The organism is Dapis purpurea BLCC-M126 (assembly GCF_050015975.1).
Classification (GTDB): Bacteria; Cyanobacteriota; Cyanobacteriia; order Cyanobacteriales; family Microcoleaceae; genus Trichodesmium.
The window spans coordinates 65,179-89,033 of sequence record NZ_JBNHER010000006.1; the positions used below are offsets into that span (position 1 = coordinate 65,179).

Genomic DNA, 23,855 nt, shown 5'->3' on the forward strand with positions numbered 1-23,855 from the left:
GGCTTTAAACCGAATTTTTAAGTAAATTGTTACCTTTAGCAGATTAGTAATTAGAGCAACTACAAAACCGAAATTATTGGCAAATTGTCCGCTTATTCTTCTGTAACTGCAGAAGAACGACGGCGACGGCGACGGATTGGCCCTGAATCATCAGAGTCATTGCTATCTGAGTTTAGATCAACATCTGAATCACTCAATTCTGACTCGTAATTATCATTTTCCTCATCACCATCAAAATCATCAGCTTCTTCCAAAGACACCGATGAATCAGAATTATCTAATTCCTGAACATCTTCTTCTTCGTAATCTACTACCGACTCAACTTCTACATCCTCTTCCTTTTCCGCCTTCGTTTTTCTTAAATTCCCCTCCCCTGGTTTCTTAATAGAGATAATTGCTGACTTAGGATTTTTTACAGTTCCCTCTTCTAAAAGTATTATCGGAGAAATACCCATCAAAGCATATACATCCTGCTCATCAGAAGTCATTTCTACCGCCACTATCTCTGGAGGTTCAGTCACAGCAGGTCTAATTATTTCTCTTCCTGAGCGTCGATTAGGAGTTGTAAGTGGATATCCTTCGGAAAGGATAGGATACTCCATTCCCGATCCCAACTCTCTTTCCTGTAATTCCAAAGCCTCATCCTGCATAGTTTCACCTACTCCTACCCGACGGCGACGACGGCGACGGGTAGATTCCTGATAACTAGGATGATTCAGTAATTCTAAGTCTGAGCCATTATTAGCAGGTTCAACTTCTTGATATCTCTGTGTCGCCTCCCAAGATTGGTTTTGGGCAGAACTAACCAAAGTTGGAGGAGTAACCGTCACAGGTTTGGTTGGTTCCTCAACATCTGGAGTTCGAGTAACTGCAGATAAATTAACTTCCCCAATCGAAGCTTCTGATTCACCAGGCAAATGAACTAAATGTCCTAATCCATTACAGGTAGGACAAGTACGACCAAACAACTCATATATATTTTGACCTTGGCGTTTACGAGTCAACTCAACCAACCCCAACTCCGACAACTGAGCTATCTGAGGTCTAGCCTTATCAGCTTTGAGAACTTGATTAAAATGTTCCAGAACTTGCAACTGGTCTCGGCGTGAGTCCATATCAATAAAATCAACAATAATAACTCCTGCAATATTACGCAAACGTAATTGACGAGCTATTTCCGTAGCTGCTTCACAATTTGTCCAAAGTACCGTTTCCCTGGCCGTAGCAGAACGTGTGAAAGAACCAGAGTTAACATCTATAACCGTTAGTGCCTCAGTAGGTTGGATAATAATGTAACCACCAGAAGGCAGGTCTACTCTTGGCCTGAGAGCTTCTCGAATAGCCGCATTAACTCGGAAGTATTCTAGGACAGGAATCCGATCGCTATGATGGTCAATCAAAACTTGTAATGGTTTGCCCCCACTCCAATTCAGTAAATGTTGCTTGACTCGCTTCACTCCCTCACTAGAGTCCACTACAATCCGATTCACATCGGTACTATACATATCTCGTAGTACCCGTTGAATAAAATCATTATCACGATTTAGTAATGCAGGTGCTCTATTTGAATTAGCTTCGATTTGGATAGTTTCCCACTGTTGCTGCAAAACTTCTAAATCTTCTATAACTGCTTCTTCTTCCATTCCTTCTGCTTCAGTACGAACTAATAAACCCATACCCGCTGGTTTAATTAAAATTGCCAAAGCTCTGAGACGACTTCGTTCACTTTCAGAACGGATACGTCGGGATAAATTTACACCCCGTCCATAAGGCATCAAGACCAAATAACGGCCTGGTAAAGTTACATTTCCTGTTAAACGTGGCCCTTTTGTACCAGTGGGTTCTTTCATCACTTGTACTAGGACTTTTTGTTGGGGTGTAAGTAATTCTGTAATCGCACCAGAGGAGCGCTTCAATCGCAATGGCCCTAAATCACTGACATGAATAAATCCGTTACGTTCAGGATCTCCAATATTCACAAAAGCTGCATCTATTCCAGGTAATACGTTTTCTACAATTCCTAGATAGATATCACTAACTTGATGGCTGCCTTTAGCAACGACAAGTTCTTGTATTTGGTCTTCGGAAAATACGGCTGCGATTCTTTGCTGCTCGGCGATAATTATTTGCTTCGGCATTCAATTTCCTCCTGTACAGACTTGGTTACCAAGTCTTTCCCTTTAATAAAAATGTGGCGTTTTCAATTAAGTTACCTTTAGTGTTATGTAGGTTACTTATAATTTTGGATGTTAACTGCTTTGCTGTGTGAATTTTATATTTTTGTTTTTTGGATCATACCTGGTCTGGAGTTGAGTTTTTTCCGTTTCAGTTCACCCTTAACAAGCTGAATATTTCCATAAACTTATACAGACTTGGTTACTGAGCAACTACTAAAATTATCAACAACAAAACTCATCCAACTTTTTTTACAAATCTTGATATTTGGCATCAATTCTAAATTTTTAGAATGATACCCTACTTCTGGAATTTATAACTATAGCAATTAATATAATTTATCATCAGGGTAATATCCTCTGAAATTAATTAATTAATTATAAACGTTAATTGCTATCTGAATTACTTATAATTTTCATACCTTTATTGCTGCTATAAAACTTTAGCATTCAGGCTAATTAACATCTAGTTTCAATTTCCATTAATCTATCAATGATTCAGTGTATAATTTGCAGACAGACTAATTTTAGCATTGTTTTAGTCAAAATTCTCTGAGTAACTTTTTCATTCATAATACACAGCAAAATCAATAAATAAACTGATAATTTATCTGGTGACTGTGTACTGGAATTAATCAGTTTCCCAGGAACAATCCACAATTATCTGCACCATAACTTTACGGTTTTTTTGTCAAAGCTTTATTTCTTAAATTCATGTCAATGTCAAATCATACCCATTTTTACACAAAGCTAATTTGATTGCTTTTAATGCAGTAATTTTTTGATCTTCAGCCTTTGAAATTAGTAGCGCGTCCAGCTTTATTTTGTGGGTCAAGCAATCCTGAAGAAGCTTATAAACTTAAACTATAAGATTGTCTCTACCTAGAATTTTAGCATGGACACCTTCGTAGATTTTGGCATAGCCAGCTATAATGCTTTATGGAAAAAGATTGTTACAAATAAGCTAATGGTATTAGGGTGTAGGTCTTAGGTAAATCTTAATTTTGTCACTATGACTGAATCAAGTTTCTCAAAGTTTCAAATCCTAGATCATTATTTATAACATTATTTGAGCAATTTGGGATGACAGACTATAAGTTATATTTATTTAGTTTACAAGGCCATCATCCTCAAATTCCATGATTGAATTTTATGTTGGCCTTGTATAGCACTGATATGGTATCTTTATTCAAGCTAAATTAGCTTCTGAAGTCGCTAGTATATCCAGCAACTTCCGGCTAAGTAATAGACGAGTTAGAACCATTGATACTAACAAATGATTAAACCAAGAAAGGGTAAAGTTAATGATTAGGCAAGCAGCTCTTAAATAGGTTCTACAGGATTTGTAGAATTTCATCTTAGTCATCGCCGAAAAATCAACCTACTAAGATAACACTGACAAACCTCAAGCAGTAATTTAGGAAAACTTTTTAATCTATTGTAATTTAAGGCTTTCCCCAAAACAAACTCTAATACTTTAGTTGTCTAAACTCCCTAATAAAAGAGGACGTCTTTGTTTAAAACCGTTTCTAGCCTTAATTACTTAATTATAGTTTATACTTTTTTCAACTAGAGTAATCTTTTCAAATTCCACACTTATAAAACCGAAACTTCTTAATAGATTTTTCTGGAACTTTTATCACCCCAAAAATAAGTTTTGCCGATGAATATGCAGCAACTCAAATTGTAGCTTGCTAACTTGTTCGAGCATATAAATTATATTTTGTGGTTTTAGTAAAGTTCCATCATTCTGATAGCTTCCTACATAACGAATAATACCATCAGTTTCATAATTCCAATTTGACTCATAAGAGCTTGTTAAGCAAGAATTTAAAGCTGTTGGATACTCTAAAAACTCCAATTCAAACAGGCGATCAAGTAAGTTAACAACTTTTACCTTACCCGATTTAGTTTTTTGTTCCCAAAGAATTGATTCCCTATTTATAATTGCCTCTACCCACCCTTGCCAATTTAGAGTAGAACAGTCATTCCCCTCAAACTCTTCTATGGTCTTACAGTCTTGTATCAAATCCTGTGCAGAATCATCAGTTTTCCTGACCCTCAAAATATACTCTGCTTTCTCCAATACCTGAGATAAAGAAGGACTTTTAACCTCTACCTCTTCTACCCTATATACAGGTATACCAACTGGCAATTGACTCACCAGTTTACTTTGAAATCCTACCACATCCATTACTTCTGTCAACTCAAAATCCACTACTTCTCCTGTGCTAGTTACCCCTAGAGATAAAGCACTAGCTGGAATAATCCGTGGACTTGGATGATATCCTCCCGTAAAAGCAATAGGTATATTGCTCCGGCGGACAGCACGAGCGAATAACCTAGCCAAATCTAGATGACTGACCAAAGCCATCTCTCCTAACTTCCCAAACCATACTCGTAGACGTTGTACTCGATTTTGATTAGGCACAAACTGACCCACAAATTCTGGAATTGGTGGTGGGGGAACAACAATATTATGACCCATATCAGGGCCACAAACACCACAATGAGAACAAGCTGCAAAAGAGCAGTCCGGAATAGTTGCCTCTGCTAAAGCTTTCTGCAAATCTTCTTTGAGCCAATTTTTATCAATTCCTGTATCTATATGATCCCAAGGTAGGGGTTGGTCAAGCAGGGAATTGATTTGTTCTTTGTATAGTTCGGGATTATTTTCTGTATTTTCAAATACATTCCACTCACCATTTTCTACCTGACGGTATTTCCAACTCAAATCTGATTCTGCAATAGCATCACTCCATGCAGCAAAGGCTCTATCTAAACTTTCCCACCAAGAGTCCATTCCTGCGCCTTTTTCCCAAGCACGCTGAATTACAGATGCCAAACGGCGATCGCCTCTACCTAGAAAATCCTCCATTCCTGAGAGACGGACATCTGTATAATTTGCCTTTACACCCTTCATCCTCCGAAATTCTGCTTTTAGTAACTCTTGCTTACGTTGAAATTCAGCTACAGAGACCGAATGCCATTGAAAAGGAGTATGAGGCTTCGGGGTAAAATTAGAAATTGTCAAAGTAACCTGTAGCTTTTTCCGACCTTTAGCCCTACATTCTTCCTGCAACCAATTAACCGTTTCCACAATACCCAAAACATCAGCATCAGTTTCTCCAGGCAAACCAATCATAAAATAGAGCTTAACCCTATCCCAACCTTGTTCATAAGCCGTTTTGACCCCCCGCAAAAGTTCTTCATTTGTCAATCCCTTATTCACAATGTCCCGCATTCGTTGGGTACCTGCTTCTGGGGCAAATGTCAAACTACTTTGGCGAGTACCACCAATAATATTCGCAATATTTTCATCAAATCTATCTACTCGTTGACTTGGTAGAGATAGAGAAATATTTTCATTCTTAAAACGGTTTCTAATTTCAGTTCCCACTGCTGGTAAAGCCAGATAATCAGAACAACTTAAAGAAAGTAAAGAAAACTCATTATGTCCTGTTGTACTTATACCTTTTTCAATAGTATCCACTATTTTTTCTGGTTCCACATCTCGTGCTGGTCGAGTTAACATACCTGGTTGACAAAAGCGACAACCTCTGGTACACCCACGTCGTACTTCTATTACCAGTCGGTCATGAACTGTTTCTACATAAGGAACCAAACCTATAGAATAAGCTGGCATGGGAGTTGCAACTCGACGCAGTATTCTTTCTGGCACATCGTCACGAATTGGTAAAACTGAGCCATCTTCAGCCATACGATAAAATTGTGGCACATAAACACCAGGGACTTGGGCTAAATCTAAAAGTAATTCTTCTCTAGTTAATTGATTAGCCTTCCCCTCCTGAACTATTAGTCCAATTTCTGGGAGTAATTCTTCTCCATCCCCTAAAGCAATGAAGTCAAAAAAGTCTGCATAGGGTTCAGGGTTTGAAGTTGCTGTTTGACCCCCGGCGAAGATTAAAGGGAAGGGGAAGTGTTGGGAGTGACACTTCTGACTTCCTTTGAGACGCTCTTGCCAAGTCAACGGAATACCAGCCAAACTTAGCATCTCTAGAATATTTGTCGCCCCTAATTCATAGCTAAGACTAAAGCCAAGGATATCAAAATCAATCAGTGATCGCCTTGATTCTACAGCAAAAAGTGGAGTATCTGTGGCCCGTAATTTTTGTGCTAAATCTGGAGCTGGTAAATATGCGCGATCGCATAGTTGCCGTGGCTGAGAATTTAAGATATTGTAAAGAATTATATGTCCTAAATTAGAAGCTCCTACTTCATAAACTTCTGGGTAGGTCAATACCCAGCGTACTTGAGAGTTGTCCCAAGGTTTATGAAAAGCACCAAACTCATTACCAAGGTAACGAGCAGGTTTGTGGATATCGGGTGTAAGTAAATTCTCTACTGCTACTGCCACTATTACTATTTAAGGTCTATTTTATGGTTAGATATATCTCAAGATAGCACCAAAAACTTATGGTGTGAAACTATGATTCAGAGATTTCACTTAATTATGGCCTCATAGTCTCAATGATGAATATCACTTTCTCATGTAGTATTGGATCACCTATCAGGGTAAATATCTAGTAGAGAATTTAACTATGTAGAGTTTTTATTTAGATTAGCCATGGAACCAAATTGTGTGATTCGGAAACTTGTATCTAAAGCTCTCTATTTTCGGCGATTAACTCCTGAAATAGAAAATCAAATCAACTTTGAGTTGACACGACTTGGCTATATTTCCGATGTAGATTACGAAGCATTAGAGCTATTAATGGAGGAGATGGATGCAGGACGAATTAACTTCGTTCCTACTATGTAAATAATCGGAATTTTTTGTGATTTAAAGTTTTACACATTTGAGTAAAACGTGATTTAGTTAATTAATCGTAAAATTCTCTATTTTTAGCAAATAAGCTATTATAGAATCAATACTTTAGCTATACTATAGCAATTCTAAAAAGTTTGTAAAAATTCAAAAACTATAACTAAACTCCGAAAATCTTAGCCATTGCCCATTACTTCTTAGCAAAAAGCGACAATAATCAAGATTTCAGACACGAATAAAAATAGGATTGCTATATATAATCAATAATCACAAAAAATATGAATCTTAGTATAGATACAATTCTAAATTGAGTTTTTTCGTAGTGTTACATTCGTAGTGTTACATAAGTAACTATCGACATTAAAAAAATAGGAATTACTGCGAACAGACAATAGGAAATGGGTAACAGTGGAGTTATCCAATAGTTATGATAATAAATCCTGATGTGAAAAGTCTGTTCTAATCTTTTAGTATAAACGTCTTCTAACCTCTGCCTTACTATATTTATCAAGGTACTTTCGGTCATTTCAGTTATCAGTTTTTTTGGTCACTGGATTTAGTTAGTATGATATCCTTGATTCTGAATATTTTTCGATTACAAATTTCTCTATCTCAAGATAGTTTGATGATATTATTTTTCAGGGTGTTTACTATAAATGGAGAAAACATTATAGATGCTTAAATACGACAAGGTAAATAAATTTTGATGAGGTTATTTTGATAAACTATTTACTCTTCATATTCTCCAAAATTATCTGATATGGAATTACCAAATCTCAACTAAAATATATTATGATAAAATTCAATCAATTTTAACTTGAATCAAAGCTTAGATAGTTAATAATTTATACTTTAAATATTGATAAATATATCACAGGCTATAATTATTGAAAATTCATTTGTAAGTAGTAAAAATCATATTAATTATTTTTTCTATACTATCTGTGAAAATCTAAGTACTTAAACATGAATAAAACTAAACTATTTAATAAAATATTAGAATTATAGGAATATTTGGATTTGCTATTTGTAACTCTAGACTTTTAAAATTTTTATTTTTAACTTTTGACTTAGCAAGACTCCTGACTACTTTTCAAGATAAACTTTGCTATATGTGAATTAATTTAGTTCAGGAGTTAATAGAAGTTATCATGCAGTTTGCTAAAAGACTAGAAAAAATACCACCTTATCTGTTTACCGAAATTGACCGTAAACGGAATGAATTAGTTGAAAGAGGAGTTGACATTATCAATTTCGGAGTAGGAGATCCAGACCAACCTACACCTAATCATATTGTTCAGGCGATGCATGAAGCAATTCAAGACTCAACAAATCATCATTATCCCCCCTACAAAGGTTTAAAAGAATATAGACAAGCAGCAGCAGATTGGATGAAACGTAGGTTTGGGGTTGAAGATTTAAATCCAGAAACAGAAGTAATTTCTTCAATAGGTTCTAAAGAGTCAATTCACAATATTTTTTTAGCTTTTGTCAACCCAGGGGATTATACTATAATTCCTGACCCTGGCTATCCAGTTTATCGAACCTCAACCATTTTTGCTGAGGGTCAACCCTACACAATGCAACTTAGGGCAGAAAATGGATTTTTACCAAATTTAAAGACTATTCCTCAAGAAGTAGCTAAGAAAGCTAAATTATTGTGGATTAACTATCCTAATAATCCTACAGGTGCAACAGCTAGTTTAGGGTTTTTTCAAGAATTAGTAGACTTTTGTCGGCATTATGACATATTGCTCTGCCACGACCATGCCTATTCTGAAATGGCTTATGATGGCTATAAACCTCCTAGTATATTACAAATTCCTGGTGCAAAAGATGTAGCAATTGAATTTCATAGTTTATCTAAATCTTACAATATGACAGGATGGCGCATTGGTTTTGTAGTAGGAAATAGTTTGGGAATAAAGGGATTAAGTCAAGTTAAGTCTAATGTAGATTCTGGAGTATTTAAAGCAATTCAAAAGGCAGCAATTACTGCTTTTTATACTACTGAAGAAGAATTACAAAGTTTAGTAGCAGTTTACCAAAAACGAAGAGATATTCTTATCAAAGGTTTGCAATATTTAGGTTATCCGGTTCTACCAACTTTAGCAAGTTTATATGTATGGGTTCCAGTTCCTAAAAATTATACATCTCAAGAATTTGTCACTCTTTTACTAGAAAAATGTGGTATTATCGTGCCTCCGGGAAATGGATATGGTGCATCTGGAGAAGGTTTTTTTCGTATTGCATTAACAATAGAAGAAGAAAAAATTTATGAAGCATTACAAAGAATGAAGGATGCAGGTATTACTTATGTATAAATATCTAGAGCAAAAATTTTTTCCTCTCAACTCAATGATGTTTACTACACAGATTAAATCCCCTTGGTTCAGAGTGTTATAAGAAACTGGGTTTATGGGAGGTAGATTTTAGTATGGTGGGGCATTGAATAAAAACCCGGTTTCTCTACTTTTTATACCGATACTACAGGATTTGGTATTATTTCATTTAATAGATAAATTAACAGCTTCATCAGTTAATTACGATAGTAATTTCTTGAATGAATAGGTAATTCAAAATCTTGAATATCTTTAATTATTGCCTGTTTTTTCAAGTATTTTATTATCTACTTACAACCAAAAAAATAATTAATTTTTTATTTTTTAACGGCAAATAAATATAGCATGCTTATACTGAAAATTAACGTTAAGAATAAAAACGATGATTGGTCCTAGCCCTGATGGTCGCTCCTATTTATTAGATAATAACCCTAATAACTTTACTGTACTTGTGGACTTACTAACTCCATATCCAGAAGGTCTACGAGCTCTAGATGGAAATGATACAGTAATAGGCTCATTAAACCCTGAACTAATTAATGGTAATCAAGGTAACGATAACATTTTTGGTGGAGAAGGTTCTGATACTTTACGAGGTGGCAAAGATAATGATTTGATTGAAGCTAACCAGGGTAACGATCAAATTTTTGGAGATTTAGGCAACGATACAATTTTTGGAGATTTAGGCAACGATACAATTTTTGGAGGGAAAGAAAATGATGTTTTATTAGGAGGAGATGGTGATGATCTAATTTCTGGCGACTTAGGAAAAGATACATTAATTGGAGGAGCAGGCAATGATACATTTGTTTTGCGCGATTCAGAAAATAATAACAACTTAGATACAGCAGATATTATTGATGATTTTAATCCTAGTTTTGACAGAATTCAAATCCCAGCAAACCTAACAGAAAATGACATCCTTTTAACAGAAGACTTCCCCACAGAAGACATATTAATTCAAAATCGGACAAACGGTTTAATATTAGCAAAAATTAGAAACATATCTGATACAAACCTTATTCAAAGTCGCTTAATTTTTGAAGATACCGCAGATGCTAATGAACTTCCGCAAACTGCTAGTTCTATAACGCCAGCCTTTAATGATACTTTTGGATATGGTTTAGTTGACGCCTCCGCAGCAGTAGCTAGAGCAATTGGAGCTAGCCCTTTTCCAGATGTTCCTGATGTAGGAGGAAATCAATGGGGACTAGATTTAGTCAAAGCACCCGAAGTTTGGAATCAGGGCTATCAAGGAGATGGTATTGTAGTAGCCGTCATTGATAGTGGCGTGGACTATACCCATCCTGAATTAACAGGCCAAATGTGGACTAATAGCGGTGAAATTCCCAACAATAATATTGACGATGATAGTAATGGCTATGTCGATGATGTCCGAGGTTGGGATTTTGTTGATGATGATAATGACCCAATAGATGAAGAAGGTCATGGAACCCATATTGCAGGGACTATCGCTGCCAAGAGAGATGGAACAGGGACAACTGGAATTGCTCCAAACGCCAAAATTATGCCCATCAGGATACTAGACGAGCAAGGATCAGGCCAGGTAAGCAACGGGATAGAAGCGATTCGTTATGCTGTCGATAATGGAGCAGACGTAATTAACCTTAGCTCTGGTGGCAGAAATGTAGTTATTGGTGAACTTGGAGCTATTAGTTATGCTGCTGAGAGAGGTGTTGTATTTGTTTCTGCTGCGGGTAATGATAATTTAAGCACTCCTGATTATCCAGCAAGATTAGCTGTTCAACAGGGAATTGCAGTTGGATCAGTAGAGCAGAATGGAAAATTTTCTTCTTTCTCCAATGAAGCTGGAAATCAATCTTTAGATTATGTCGTTGCCCCAGGGGGAGATGGTTTTCGTGCAGATTCAGGAGATATTTATGCCCCTGTACCTCCTTCAATAACAGGTAATCTATATGATTACCTTGCCGGTACTTCTATGGCAGCACCTCATGTTGCAGGTGTAGTAGCTTTAATTAAACAAGCTAATCCTAATTTATCTGTTGAGGCCATTGAAAATATAATCATTGAGACTGCTAACTCTGTAGTTGTAAGTGTCTAATTCAGACTACTGAGAAAATATTTAATGAATGGGACTATCGTGATAATAATGTTTAATTTTTCAATTCAAAGATTTTTATAAAATTTGTCCATATAGGCAAAGAAACACCCAATTAATAGGCAAAAAATCGTCCTTGTCCAAAATTAGTTATCTTTTTCACAACCAAAGTTGCCTCCTATTTCTCTATAGGCTTTATGATCAGGACTGTGTGTGGTGTGAAGTGAAGGAGTAAGATGACTGCCGATAGCCAATTCATCTCTGGCAAGGTAATTAGAGGATTTACAGGACGAGCTTTTCAGCCTTTCCTCCCCAGAGATAAACAAAAAAGTAGATTTCTAGAGGGCCTAGAGGTAGGATTTTCTAAAAGATTATTTGATATCCTATTTTCTCTATCGGTTCTGATATTGTTTGCCCCGGTTTACCTGTTGATAGCTTTACTAATTGTATTCAGCTCACCGGGCTCAGTTTTTTACATTCAAGAAAGAGTGGGTAAAAATAGAAAACTATTCCGTTGTTTAAAATTTAGAACTATGGTCGAAAATGCAGATGAGATGTTGGGAGAGATCATGGAAACATATCCTCATCTGCGCCAAGAATTTCAGGAAAGTTTTAAATTAAAACATGACCCCCGAATTACATGGATTGGTAGATTTCTGAGAGTTACAAGTTTAGATGAATTTCCTCAATTTTGGAATGTTTTGAAAGGTGATATGAGTGTAGTAGGGCCGAGACCATTAGTGGCTGAAGAACTACCAAAATACGGTCATCACATGGATAAAATTCTTACTATTAAACCAGGGATTACTGGTTTGTGGCAAGTTTCTGGTCGCAATGATATTCCTTATCCTAAGAGAGTTCAAATAGATCTTTACTATGTAAACTTCAGAAATTTTTGGATAGATATATGGATTATGTTTAAAACAATTGGTATCGTTATTTTTCCAAAAAACAATGGTGCTTACTAATCCTTGTAATTATGACTGAAAGATTTCAAATTACCTGAAGCAATTGTGGGATTAGAGTTTGGTAGTATTTTGGCAAATATTACACCTCTAATCCATATTTATAAGTCAAAATAATAGACATTTTATTTAGTAGGATAATTACTGGTAAAGGGGTCAAGTTGATAAATATTAACTAAACAATTATTGGTTATGAGGATCGTTTTAAGTTAATCTAGAAATCTGGGGATAAATATGAAAAATATTGAACTACCGATAGCTTGTCGGAAAGTCAACCCTGTGGAGAGTAAAAATCTCTTAAAAGCAGGTCTGTTAAGGATTCAATCAAACAGGAGGTGAAGATTAAACCTATTCAATCATCTTTATGTGGATGATAGAGAATAAAACTTTGCTATTGGGCAAAAAATCAAAAAATATTTACTGCTTTTGTAGTATAGGTATTAATCTATCTGATTTTGATGAATATTCCCCTACTTATTTATCAAAACTAACCCGATTGGTGGTAAGTATTATAGTAAAAAGCTTTATAGACATAGTGTGTCCTTGGTCGCAATATTATGTTTGAGCTTTACAGCATTAGGCAAACAGCCATCACTTTAATTGGTGATACTGGTTGGGTAGAATTCCTAACTATATATTTCTGCCAAAGTTAAGAATACTGGGCAGTTAACTATAGTTGCAAATCTAAACTGCACAAAAACTGATTCTCAAACTGTGGGGAAAAGTCCCGAAAAATTTCTCAGACAAGATTCGTTAATTGTCCTCCGAAGTGGCATTTGTATCTGTCGTCAGAAAAATTCTGTAGCAAATATAAAACATAGGGCTGTAAGACATTCCGTTCTTAAAGCTTGTTGAGTCAAACGGGATACCGGGACTGGGAAGCTATAAGCCTACACTATAGCATTAGATCTAGTGTGGGAGTATGTCAGGAAACTCGGTGTGTTTAAGGCCGAGAGTATGTCAATACGTTGTAAATATTAACTGCAATGAGTGAAAGAAAACGAGCGCTAATTACTGGTATTACAGGTCAAGACGGTTCATACTTAAGTGAACTTTTACTTGAGAAAGACTATGAGGTTCATGGTATTATCAGACGTAGTTCTAGCTTTAATACAGATAGGATAGACCATATATATCAAGATTCTCATAATCCTGATACTAGATTATTTCTCCATTATGGAGACTTAACTGATGGGACTACTCTACGTCGAATTTTGGAAGAAGTTAAGCCAGTAGAAATATACAACTTAGGTGCCCAGTCCCATGTGAGGGTTAGCTTTGATTCTCCAGAGTATACAGTAGATGCAGTGGGAATGGGCGCTCTACGTTTACTCGAAGCAATTAGAGACTACCAACAACGTACTGGAATTGAAGTTCGTTTTTATCAAGCTGGTTCTTCGGAAATGTTTGGTAAGGTTCAAGAAGTCCCTCAAAAAGAAACTACACCTTTTTATCCCCGTAGTCCTTATTCTTGTGCTAAAGTTTATGCCCACTGGCAAACAATAAATTATCGAGAATCATACGATCTCTTTGCTTGTAATGGTATATTATTCAACCATGAAAGTCCTCGTCGAGGTGAGACTTTTGTAACTCGTAAAATTACTCGTGCTGTAGCTAGAATTGTAGCGGGTAAACAGAAAAAACTCTATCTTGGTAATTTGGATTCTAAACGAGATTGGGGATATGCAAAGGATTATGTTCGAGCTATGTGGATGATGCTACAGCAGGATCAAGCAGATGATTATGTGATTGCTACGAATGAAACTCATTCCATTAAAGAATTTCTAGAAATAGCATTTACTCATGTAGACTTAAATTGGGAAGATTATGTGGAGTTTGACCCCCGTTATTTACGTCCTGCGGAGGTTGATTTGTTAATTGGTGATTGTACAAAAGCACAAGAAAAGTTAGGTTGGAAACCATCAGTTACATTTACAGAGCTGGTACATTTGATGGTTGATTCTGATATTAAAGCTTTGGAAAAAACTGCTATTATTGGCAATGGTTTTGATTAGAATTTTTGGGCTAACTGATGAGTTAGGATGATTTAACTTTTTTGAAGTGATAGTGCTTGTAATGGTATTTTGGCACTATCAAAATCAACAAATTTTATGATGAAAAAGTAGCTCAAAATAGAGATAATTATCGGGTGTATCAAGATAATATATAAATGAGTCAAGTTAGTGAGTAATTGAATAAAAAATCCTTAGCAGTAGAATAAGTATGAAGTAGAAAGCTAGGATAAATATCATCTTAATATTTAGCTACAGTCCTACTAGAAATTAATTCTTTTTAGATGCTGCTGTAGCAATCATAGATATTTGTTTACTAATGCAGAATGTGAGAACTTTAAATTATGAATTAACAGTTAAAGTCTCTGAGATGATGATGCTACAAATGCTGCATATAGCTCCTAAATGATCAGTAAAATTTGGAAAGTTAAATTTTACTTCTATAATAATCATCATCTCAGGAAAAACAAAAATTCTGCCATACCCTAAAGCTGGCAAAATATTGAGTAGCCATTAAATACTAATAATAGTAAATAAGAGATTTTATTCTCAACCCTACAGGACTACCATTTTTTTATCTGGCTGATTTTAATCGACAATACCCTGAACTAAAGTCTGATTAGTATTAATCTTGGAGGTTTTTAATGAGTAAATTAGAGTTAGAAAATAAAAGAATTATGGTGACTGGTGGAGCTGGTTTTCTTGGACGCCAAGTTATAGATGAACTTCATAAGGCAGGAGCCAATCCTGATAAGATTACTGTACCACGATCGCGTGATTATGATCTTCGGACTATGGAAGCTTGCCAAAAAGCTGTTCAAGAGCAGGATATTATAATTCACCTTGCGGCTCATGTAGGAGGTATTGGTTTAAACAAGGAAAAACCTGCTGAGTTATTTTACGATAATTTGATGATGGGAGCGCAATTAATTGACTGTGCCTATAAAGCAAATGTAGAAAAATTTGTTTGTGTGGGTTCAATATGTGCTTATCCTAAATTTACTCCGGTTCCTTTTAAAGAAGAAGACCTTTGGAATGGTTATCCAGAAGAAACTAATGCTCCTTATGGTATTGCTAAAAAAGCTCTTTTAGTTCAATTGGATGCTTATCGTCAACAGTATAGTTTTAATGGTGTTTATCTGTTACCTGTTAATTTGTACGGGCCTGAAGATAATTTTGATCCTAAGAGTTCTCATGTAATTCCTGCTTTAATTCGGAAAGTACATGAAGCTCAAGTAAGAGGAGATAAAAAATTCCCTGTTTGGGGTGACGGTAGTCCTAGTCGTGAATTTTTATACTCTACAGATGCGGCTAGAGGAATTGTCATGGCAACTCAATTTTACAATGAATCCGAGCCTATTAATTTAGGAACTAATCATGAAGTAAAGATTCGTGATTTAGTAGAATTAATTTGTGAATTAATGAATTTCCAGGGAGAATTAGTTTGGGAAACTGATAAACCTAATGGTCAACCTAGGCGATGTTTAGATACAGAAAAAGCTAAGGAAAAATTTGGCTTTGTTGCTGAGGTAGATTTTAAGCAAGGGTTGAAGAATACAATTGATTGGTATAGAGAAAATGCCGATTCAATTTAAAGGTATAGGTTTTATTATAATCGACTGATGTTGTAAAAAGTTGGAAGAGAAATTACTTCCAACTTTTCTATATATAAAAGCTTTAATCGTTAAAATTTATTACAAGGTAAATTATCAATAAATATTGATAAAATTAAAATCCTATATCATTGATTTAAAGGCAATTTAGCTGAGTTCATCTAGACTAAATTTATGTAGTATTTAAAAGTTGAAAAAGTCACAAGTTGTCTTCAAAATCTTGGGAAAAACTTGATAGTGTTGCAACTATGATACTAGCTAATACAAATTCCCCAAAATAATGCTATATTTGGGTGACACTTCAACTATTAAGTAATTAATACAGGTTAAATCACTTTTTTGCTAATTTGAGGTGATTTAAAGTTAATTATTCTTATCTTTAATTATCACTCACTCCCTTACTCCCCTGCTCAACTAAATAAATATAGAAAAGCTTTTGAGAAATGGTATAACTCCATGAGTTTTTCTGGGCTGAGAAAACTTTAAACTAGGGTTGGCTAAAAAAGTCTTATAGGTAAGAGTATAAATCAGGATAAATGCGAATTAAAGAGGATATAGTCGGATATATGTCTCACTAAAATATTCCTCCCTTGTCTACTCAAAATCTTACCATTTTTAGCTTAAAGGAGCAAAAAGCTTACACTTTTAGAGCAGACGCAAAGGCTAAACTTAGATTTAATCAGCAAACCCTAACTATAACCTGAATTTAGAAAAATAACTCTATAAATTACCTCTGGTTATTGAAGTTATATTTAATTTTAATTTAAAAAAAAATATACAATAGTGAATGTACTTATTTTTACAAAAAAAACATACACTAATGCCAGACAATTTATCAGAATTAGTTAACCTGGTCAAGAGTAAATATATCCATATCTTTCTATATAATAATTACAGGATATAGCAGCCCTATTGTAGTTGTGCAAAAAATATTCTGAAACCAGAAAAAAGAGAACAGGAGTAATAGTTACAGACTTTTGATCTTTTGCAACTGATTTAGGATTGCTATAGTATAAAGTATACTTAAAAAAATTTTCAAATAAATGCTAAAACCTATTAATTAGTATCTTAAGTAGGTATAGTTACAAGAGAAAAAAATTTAGGATAAGATGCCGTATCTAAGGTCAGATAAATGGTCGATAGGAATCTCCTGGAAAAAATTAGTAAACTCTTAGCTCTTGCTAATTCACCTAATGAACATGAAGCTGCATCAGCAGCAGAAAAAGCAGCAGAATTATTGGCTCAACATAATTTATCTGTAGCAGACTTAGGACAAGACAAGGATGGGGATATTACTAAGGGTATTGTTGATAAAACAGGTCGTTATGTGACCTGGAAAATGTGGATTTTAGCCGGAATTGCTAATGCTAATGGATGTCAAGCAATGCGTTCTACTTACAGTGGTGAAATGAGATTAGTAGGCACAGAAACTAATATCACAGTTTCTCAGTCAGTTTACAAATATTTAACGGCTGTAGTTGATAAATTAGTTAAACAACATAGAGGTAAAGGAAGAGCTTTTATTAATGCTTTTAGGGTAGGGTGTGCAACTAGATTAAGACAGAGATTGGAGCAGGGACGAAAAAATATGGAGACAAAAGGTATAGTTGCTAATGCTGATTATAATTCAACATCTGCTATAGTTGTACGCTCAATGTTTGAAAAACATACTTTAGCTATTCAAGCATATTTAAAACAAGAAGGTGTAAAATGTAAAACTCAGAAATCAACTGGAGTTAATAGTGATTTAGGTTTCTCCTTTGGATATATTGCTGGAGAAAAAATTAGTTTAAATTATTTGAATCAAAATTTACACAAAGATAAATTCATCAAACAGTTAACTATTAAGTAAAGCTGTAATAATTAGCACATCAGGTATTAATCATTAGCTTTTTTGACATCTTAACTCTCTCGCTATGAAGGGTAATTGCTCTCAAGACATTTACATTAAAAAATATCTTAAAAGAAAAGATTAAAGAGGCTTGATATTAGAAGGTGTAAGTGTTAAAGTTTATGAGTGAACGTTTTAAATAGATGGAGAAGATGGCTAAAACAACAACGGAAAAATCAAATACTTCAGAACTATTAGATGCTCCACTGACAGGTAAAGCATTGTTGAAAAAAGTTAAAGAACTTCCTGACAAGTCAAAGAAAGATACCGCGATTGCTTGCGGATATTATACAACTACAAAAGATCAGCAGAAAAGAGTAAATCTTGCCAAGTTCTACGATGCAGTTCTACAGGCCAAAGGAGTACAATTAGATGAGAAGCATCCTAAAGATGGAAGAGGACGCGCTCCTACTTATCGTGCTTGTGTTCATAAAAATGGACAGTTAGTAATAGGAGCTAACTATACAGAGGAAATGGGACTTAAACCAGGAGATGAATTTTCCATCCAGTTAGGAAATAAACATATTCATCTCAGGCAGATTAATACTGAAGTTGAAATAGAAGATGAAAATAATGAGGAAGAGTAGATTAGTAGGGTAGGAGATAGGTTTTATTTATAAGTCTCCAAGTAAAACTAATCTAAATATTTCAGAACGCTGCAAAAAACTAGAGTTATTTACAGTATGAGAAACCTAGTTTTTGGCAGCAAATAAATTTTTAGAGACAAGTTTAAAGATATGTTAGGAGAAAAAAAATGATATTTGATTAACCAACATTAATCAAAAAATTTATGATGGAAAAATTTTTGTCAAAATCTACTGAAGTAACAATCCTAGTTGTACAAAAAAGGTAGGTTATAGTGCTTTAATTGAAGATGTTAAATAAAGATTAATCCAAAAAGGGAAAACTAGGAAAGAAATAGGAGTATTGTTGGTCTGATAATAAATTAGTTTTGGATTTTATATTTGATTTGGAAATGCTATAGTTTGATTTTTACACCTGTGATTAAAGAACGCAAATTACCTTGGGATAAAATAGAATAATATTTCTGTTCAAAAAATATTACAATCAGATATTTTTAGAAGTAAATTTTAAATATTTGCTGTTAATTTTTATATAAAAAAATATTATTATTATTATTTAATATCATTGATACTGACAGTATTAAAGAATTAAATCAACCTCAATAAAACTGAAAAATTAGTTATTAAATATCGGTAATTATCTGTAATATCAAGTCTCATTAATTAGCCATAATAAAAATGTTCTTCTCTGTCAAGATAATATTTTTTAAAATTCCCTTTGTTGTCTACTCCCTAAATTTTTTTATTGTGGTTATCCAAAGAGATATGATATAACTCTTGCGTTCAAAAGGTTTCAATGAAAGAAAAAAGTACAATTATTTTTGTGTACCTGCTTACCTGGTATCTAGATAGAATTAATTTAACATTTGGTAAAGGTAGTTCAACAATTAATAATTAACAATTAATAATTACCTCTTCTGTAATAGAAAGATTTTGCTCAAGGAAATTTTTTTTTCTCACGGGGAGATTGGATATGGCGTTTAGCGCTCCGCACAACGCGCGTTTTGTTAGCGCAAAGCTCCGCTTTTTCCTCACGGAATGCTCCGCAAACATGTCGGTGATAGACGTTAACGAAGTTGTGCGCTAGCTAAACGACCACTTTTTCTCCATTAATGGATAAGCTTTATACCTTAATTTTTCGGTAATAGGAACTCATGGAAGGTTACAATAAATATAACTGAGTAATAAATATATAAGTAATTTGCTCTGCCTAGTTATTTGATATCATTAATATAAGAACTGTTATATAACCATAATTAACCAATCAATTAATATATAAAAACAAGCAATAATCACGACAAAAATTAATAATAAAAAAATCATGTCTTTAACAGAAAAAATCCTCTCCCAAGTTCCAGGAAACCCTTTAGAAAGTTTGCGGCGAGTCGATCAGGTTTGGCAAAAACTTCGATCAGAAAATACACCGATTCCTACCACTGTTAAAACAGAAACTCAATTACTAGAAAATTATGACTGGGATGTAGTAATTTGCGGAGGTACTCTTGGTATCCTGATTGGTGCTACCTTGGCAAAAAAAGGTTGGCGAGTTGCCCTGTTAGAACGAGGTATCCTCAAAGGTAGAACGCAAGAGTGGAATATTTCCCGCAAAGAACTAGAAACATTTGTAGAATTAAACCTCCTTTCTCTAGAAGAACTAAAAACAGCGATCGCTACTGAATATAACCCTGCTCGGATCGGCTTTCCAGATACTGCTGATATCTGGGTAAAAGATGTCCTTAATATTGGTGTAGATCCAGTTTATCTGTTAGAAACCCTGAAACAACGCTTTTTAGAAGCAGGGGGTCAACTATTTGAAAATACTGCTTATGAAGCAACAGTCATTCATCCAGATGGAGTAAACATCCAAACTAGCAATGGTCAATCTTTCAAAACTCGACTACTGCTGGATGCAATGGGACATTTTTCTCCCATTGTTCAGCAAGCAAGGGAAGGAAAAAAACCTGATGCTGTCTGTTTAGTGGTTGGTACTTGTGCGACTGGATACTCCAAAAATGATACGGGAGATATTTTTGCCTCATTCACTCCCATACAAAATCAATGTCAATATTTTTGGGAAGCATTTCCTGCTAGAGATGGGCGAACTACTTATTTATTTACTTATTTAGATGCTCATCCAGATAGATTTTCTTTGGAATTTTTCTTTGAAGAATACCTACGTCTATTACCTGAATATCAAAAAGTCGAACTTAGTCAACTTACATTCCAACGTGCCTTGTTTGGTTTTTTTCCTTGTTATCGTCAAAGTCCCCTGAAAACCCCTTGGAATCGTATTTTGCCAGTAGGAGATAGTAGTGGGAGTCAGTCTCCTCTGAGTTTTGGTGGTTTTGGAGCTATGGTACGTCACCTCAAACGTCTAACCGTGGGTATTGATGAAGCTTTACAAACTAACAACCTTTCCTCAAATGCTCTGGCACTTTTGCAACCTTATCAACCTAATGTATCAGTTACTTGGTTGTTTCAACGTTCTATGAGTATAGGGGTAAATCAAAAAGTTGAACCACATCAAATTAATCAATTATTAGCAGGGGTATTTCAGGTAATGGAACAACTGGGTGAACCTGTACTTAAACCTTTTTTGCAAGATGTGGTACAGTTCCCTGCTTTAGCACAGACTTTACTTATTACTTCCTTAAAACAACCTGAGTTAGTCATTAAAATTCTCCCTCAAGTTGGTATAGGGAATTTGTTAGATTGGATGAGACATTATTTCAACTTAGGAATTTATACATTGCTATATCCAGTGGGAGGCGCAATGGAACCTTTTGTCAAAAAAATACAGAAACAAAAATATTATTACCACCGCTGGATTGAACAATGGAAATATGGATCAGGAGGAGATTACATTGACTGATTTCAATTTGACATACTTCAAAAAACACCTAAACAAAGGTTGGATGAAGTCAAGCATTACCTATAAGTTTTCTTTGGCATCAGGGGGGCTTTTACTATTAATTAGTGGTGTAGCTATGGCAAGTTTTTTTTCCATGAAAGTTGTGCGAAATAAAACTGAGTCAGTTATGGCAACTAGCATCAAAATTCAACGTTTAGTTTTTGAAATGAATAACGCTTTGGATGATGCTAGGACTCAAGAAAGAGAATTTTTTCAGCAATGGCAAACAATAGGTTTAGATACAGCACAGAAAAAATATATCATACCTTTTAATCAAAAGATTAATAATGTACGGCGAATTAGTGACGAATTGCGAGTTTTACTCATCAGTGAAGGTGTTAATAAAAAGTGGCATAAATCTCACTCATATTTAATTGAATATATAGAAAAAATAGAAAAATATAACTACCAGTTTGAAGAGACATTAAGATTAGTTATAAACTCGGGAAATAATCAAAATATTAATAATATTAGTGATGATTTTGCTCGACAAACAGAAATAATTTGTAACAAATTATTCGATCTTGCTGCTCAGGAATTTGAAGAAGCAAGTTTCGAGATTAAAAATACCAGTAAAAAAATGACTTTATTGTTGGTATTAGCTGTCTTGGCAACTCTAGGATTAGGATTGGTAATTACTAATTTATTTAAATTTGCTTTACAGCAGTTAGAAGTAGAGCAAGAAAAGTCAGAAAAGCTATTACTTAATGTTTTACCAAAGTCAATAGCAGAACGTTTAAAAGATAGAACAGAAATTATTGCTGATAATTTTGAAAATGTTACAGTATTGTTTGCTGATATTGCTGGTTTTACAAAGCTCTCTGCAAGTGTTTCTCCAACAATATTAGTGAAGTTATTAAATGAAATATTTTCTGAGTTTGATAAGTTAGCTGCACTTCATGGATTGGAAAAAATTAAGACTATTGGAGATGCTTATATGGTAGTAGGTGGGTTACCAGAACCAAATATAAATCATGCTGTAGCGATCGCCGATATGGCTTTAGATATGCAGGATGTTATCCAGGGTTTTAATCAAAAGAATAATAGTGATTTAAACATGAGAATAGGGCTAAATAGTGGTCAGGTTATTGCTGGAGTTATTGGTAGTACAAAATTTATTTATGATTTGTGGGGAGATACTGTTAATATTGCTAGTAGAATGGAATCTCATGGAATTATAGGTGAAATTCAAGTAACGGAAGAGACTTATTTATTGCTAAAAGATCGATATGTATTGGAAAAGCGAGGTATGATTTCCGTTAAAGGTAAGGGAGAAATGTCTACTTATTTACTAAAAAGTAGAAATATTAATAATGAGAGTTTGATCCAAGAAAATGAGAAAGTTATGGTATAAATTATTGATCCAAAATTGATAAATAGCTGCACACTTTATTAAATCAGCTTTTTAGTCTTTTATATCACACCTCTAGGATAACTATGTTAATAATTTGTGCCGGGATGGCTAGAGCAGGTTCTACTGTACAATACCAAATAGTATATGAAATTGTTGAATCTTTAGGACTCGGTATGACCATAGGTTGGGTTAATGTGCCTACTAAAGAATTTTTAGAGAATCTAGAAAATGTCGCCTCTAGAAAGGATAAATTTTTAGTAATTAAGTCCCATAATTTCTCTGCTGAAGTTAAAGCATTAGTTGTAACAGATAAAGCAAGAGTTGTTTATGTTTATAGAGATTTGCGCGACATAGCTGTATCGTTAGCCAATAAATTTACTAACTCTACTGAGGATGCTATATCAAGCTTAGACGAGCAATTAAACAATTACTATTTGTGGACTGGGATAGATAAAGTAATGGTTTCTAGATATGAAAATATGACTAATAATTTGTACAATGAAGTTTTAAAAATAGCTAACTATTTGGAAGTTAAGGTTAACAGTGATTTAGCAAAGACCATATCAAACAAACTGGAACTAAGCCAACAAAAACAAAGAATTAAAGAGCTAGAAAATATTTCCTATGTTATGAAGGGGTTAGGAAATGATGTTTATGACCCAGTTTCCCTATTGCATAACAACCACATTAATTCTGGCAGATGGGGCCAATGGAAAGAATGTTTATCGAAACAGCAAATAGAGGATATAGAAAGTTCGGCATTTAGCTGGTTTGTTGACAGAGATTATCCTTTATCAACTTTTAAAAAGGATGAGAAAAAAACAGCTATAGAGCATTTTAAGCAAGCTAGAAAACTCAAACAAGACGGTAATTTATTAGCAGCAGCTAACTCGTATCGACAGGCAATTATATTGTTTCCTCACACTTCCTTGTATCACTATAATTTAGGAGAAGTTCTGTTAAAGTTGGGAAAGACAAACTACGCTATTAATGCTTATCGTCATGCTCTTTATATTAATCCTAACTCAACTTTATACCACCAATATTTAGAAGCTGCTTTGTCACAAGCTTGGCAGTTAAATTAGTGTTGCAGAGTATTATCATCCAGCGGTTATGAATTTAATATTACAACTTATTTCA

14 protein-coding genes are annotated in these 23,855 nt (G+C 34.5%); 11 read left to right on the plus strand and 3 right to left on the minus strand.

The window, feature by feature from the left end; genetic code table 11:
• Positions 1-92: 92 nt before the first annotated feature.
• The gene (rne, locus tag ACP6PL_RS01605; RefSeq protein WP_426541843.1) at positions 93-2,138 is read right to left on the minus strand and encodes a ribonuclease E; all 2,046 of its coding nucleotides are present in this window, start codon (positions 2,136-2,138) and stop codon (positions 93-95) included.
• Positions 2,139-3,813: 1,675 nt separating this feature from the next.
• Positions 3,814-6,552, minus strand: a complete 2,739-nt coding sequence (locus ACP6PL_RS01610) for a TIGR03960 family B12-binding radical SAM protein (RefSeq protein WP_426541845.1) — start codon at positions 6,550-6,552, stop codon at positions 3,814-3,816.
• 210 nt (positions 6,553-6,762) lie between these two features.
• On the opposite strand from ACP6PL_RS01610, the gene ACP6PL_RS01615 reads away from it, so the two are divergent.
• Positions 6,763-6,957 (plus strand): hypothetical protein, encoded by a 195-nt coding sequence (locus ACP6PL_RS01615; protein ID WP_426541847.1) that lies wholly within the window; start codon positions 6,763-6,765, stop codon positions 6,955-6,957.
• Positions 6,958-7,288: 331 nt separating this feature from the next.
• Here the strand turns inward: ACP6PL_RS01615 and ACP6PL_RS01620 are convergent, their stop codons facing one another.
• A complete protein-coding gene (locus ACP6PL_RS01620) occupies positions 7,289-7,489 on the minus strand; it encodes a hypothetical protein (protein ID WP_426541849.1) in 201 nt (66 codons plus the stop codon).
• A 625-nt stretch (positions 7,490-8,114) separates the two neighbouring features.
• On the opposite strand from ACP6PL_RS01620, the gene ACP6PL_RS01625 reads away from it, so the two are divergent.
• The 10 genes from ACP6PL_RS01625 to ACP6PL_RS01670 all read left to right on the plus strand — a co-directional run bounded on the left by ACP6PL_RS01625 (position 8,115) and on the right by ACP6PL_RS01670 (position 23,800).
• A complete protein-coding gene (locus tag ACP6PL_RS01625) occupies positions 8,115-9,287 on the plus strand; it encodes a pyridoxal phosphate-dependent aminotransferase (RefSeq protein WP_426541851.1) in 1,173 nt (390 codons plus the stop codon).
• Between the two features lie 400 nt (positions 9,288-9,687).
• On the plus strand, positions 9,688-11,388 hold the full coding sequence (locus ACP6PL_RS01630) for a S8 family serine peptidase (protein ID WP_426541853.1): 1,701 nt from the start codon (positions 9,688-9,690) through the stop codon (positions 11,386-11,388).
• A 233-nt stretch (positions 11,389-11,621) separates the two neighbouring features.
• Complete coding sequence (locus tag ACP6PL_RS01635; RefSeq protein ID WP_426541855.1) at positions 11,622-12,353, plus strand: undecaprenyl-phosphate galactose phosphotransferase family protein; 732 nt, start codon at positions 11,622-11,624, stop codon at positions 12,351-12,353.
• A gap of 983 nt (positions 12,354-13,336) precedes the next feature.
• The gene (gene gmd / locus ACP6PL_RS01640; protein ID WP_426541857.1) at positions 13,337-14,365 is read left to right on the plus strand and encodes a GDP-mannose 4,6-dehydratase; all 1,029 of its coding nucleotides are present in this window, start codon (positions 13,337-13,339) and stop codon (positions 14,363-14,365) included.
• A 641-nt stretch (positions 14,366-15,006) separates the two neighbouring features.
• Positions 15,007-15,957 (plus strand): GDP-L-fucose synthase family protein, encoded by a 951-nt coding sequence (locus ACP6PL_RS01645; RefSeq protein WP_426541859.1) that lies wholly within the window; start codon positions 15,007-15,009, stop codon positions 15,955-15,957.
• Between the two features lie 1,150 nt (positions 15,958-17,107).
• The gene (locus ACP6PL_RS01650; RefSeq protein WP_426541861.1) at positions 17,108-17,827 is read left to right on the plus strand and encodes a DUF7168 domain-containing protein; all 720 of its coding nucleotides are present in this window, start codon (positions 17,108-17,110) and stop codon (positions 17,825-17,827) included.
• Positions 17,828-18,018: 191 nt separating this feature from the next.
• Positions 18,019-18,453: an AbrB family transcriptional regulator gene (locus ACP6PL_RS01655; RefSeq protein WP_426541863.1), complete on the plus strand. Its 435-nt coding sequence runs from the start codon at positions 18,019-18,021 to the stop codon at positions 18,451-18,453.
• Between the two features lie 1,318 nt (positions 18,454-19,771).
• A complete protein-coding gene (locus ACP6PL_RS01660; RefSeq protein WP_426541865.1) occupies positions 19,772-21,322 on the plus strand; it encodes an FAD-dependent oxidoreductase in 1,551 nt (516 codons plus the stop codon).
• Positions 21,315-22,715, plus strand: coding sequence for an adenylate/guanylate cyclase domain-containing protein (locus ACP6PL_RS01665; protein ID WP_426541867.1), 1,401 nt, complete (start codon positions 21,315-21,317; stop codon positions 22,713-22,715). Before ACP6PL_RS01660 ends, ACP6PL_RS01665 begins: the two co-directional genes overlap by 8 nt.
• Before the next feature lie 83 nt (positions 22,716-22,798).
• Positions 22,799-23,800 (plus strand): sulfotransferase domain-containing protein, encoded by a 1,002-nt coding sequence (locus ACP6PL_RS01670; protein WP_426541869.1) that lies wholly within the window; start codon positions 22,799-22,801, stop codon positions 23,798-23,800.
• The last annotated feature ends 55 nt before the right edge of the window (positions 23,801-23,855 follow it).

Bases quoted from the DNA above. Each gene is read 5' to 3' on its own strand.
- ACP6PL_RS01635 (WP_426541855.1), top strand. From the start codon at position 11,622: ATGACTGCCGATAGCCAATTCATCTCTGGCAAGGTAATTAGAGGATTT.
- rne (WP_426541843.1), bottom strand. From the start codon at position 2,138: ATGCCGAAGCAAATAATTATCGCCGAGCAGCAAAGAATCGCAGCCGTA.
- ACP6PL_RS01645 (WP_426541859.1), top strand. From the start codon at position 15,007: ATGAGTAAATTAGAGTTAGAAAATAAAAGAATTATGGTGACTGGTGGA.
- ACP6PL_RS01625 (WP_426541851.1), top strand. From the start codon at position 8,115: ATGCAGTTTGCTAAAAGACTAGAAAAAATACCACCTTATCTGTTTACC.
- ACP6PL_RS01650 (WP_426541861.1), top strand. From the start codon at position 17,108: ATGGTCGATAGGAATCTCCTGGAAAAAATTAGTAAACTCTTAGCTCTT.
- ACP6PL_RS01615 (WP_426541847.1), top strand. From the start codon at position 6,763: ATGGAACCAAATTGTGTGATTCGGAAACTTGTATCTAAAGCTCTCTAT.
- ACP6PL_RS01660 (WP_426541865.1), top strand. From the start codon at position 19,772: ATGTCTTTAACAGAAAAAATCCTCTCCCAAGTTCCAGGAAACCCTTTA.
- ACP6PL_RS01620 (WP_426541849.1), bottom strand. From the start codon at position 7,489: ATGACCGAAAGTACCTTGATAAATATAGTAAGGCAGAGGTTAGAAGAC.
- gmd (WP_426541857.1), top strand. From the start codon at position 13,337: ATGAGTGAAAGAAAACGAGCGCTAATTACTGGTATTACAGGTCAAGAC.
- ACP6PL_RS01655 (WP_426541863.1), top strand. From the start codon at position 18,019: ATGGCTAAAACAACAACGGAAAAATCAAATACTTCAGAACTATTAGAT.
- ACP6PL_RS01630 (WP_426541853.1), top strand. From the start codon at position 9,688: ATGATTGGTCCTAGCCCTGATGGTCGCTCCTATTTATTAGATAATAAC.
- ACP6PL_RS01670 (WP_426541869.1), top strand. From the start codon at position 22,799: ATGTTAATAATTTGTGCCGGGATGGCTAGAGCAGGTTCTACTGTACAA.